The 546-nt window shown below is 63.0% G+C and carries 1 protein-coding gene; it reads left to right on the top strand.

The annotated features are described in order from the left end of the window. A partial coding sequence (locus ACPCUW_RS35175; RefSeq protein ID WP_423429697.1) for a condensation domain-containing protein occupies positions 1–546 on the top strand: 546 nt, incomplete at both ends.

Below are 546 nucleotides of genomic sequence, written 5' to 3'. Positions count from 1 at the left end.
CGCCCCGAGCGCGTTCCGTTGTCGTATGCCCAGCAACGATTGTGGTTCATCGACCAACTACAAGGCCCCTCCCCCGTCTACAACATGCCCATCGCATTCCGGATCACCGGGGAACTCGACATCCAAGCACTGGACGCAGCCCTCGACGACGTACTCGCCCGCCACGAATCACTACGCACCACATTCCCCGCCACCGACGGCGTGCCATCCCAGCAAGTACTGCCGGCCCGACCCGGAATGTGGCGACGCGACGGCCCCGCAGTACTACCGCTGCCAGAACAAGACATCGACGACGCCTTGGCCGAACTGGCCGAATACCGATTCGACCTCTCGACCGAAATCCCCATCCGCGCCCACATCTACTCGCTCGGACCCCAACAGCACATCGTCGCAATCGTATTGCACCACATCGCATTCGACGGATGGTCACCGATTCCCATGGCCCGCGACGTCAGCCACGCATACCGAGCCCGCCGACACGGCCACCCACCGCATCGGGCACCGCTGCCAGTGCAATACATCGACTACACACTCTGGCAACGCACC

The organism is Nocardia sp. AB354 (genome assembly GCF_049538315.1).
Taxonomy (GTDB): Bacteria; Actinomycetota; Actinomycetes; order Mycobacteriales; family Mycobacteriaceae; genus Nocardia; species Nocardia nova.
Note: the sequence above shows the minus strand (reverse complement) of the source record. Positions and strands in the feature narration are given on the sequence as shown.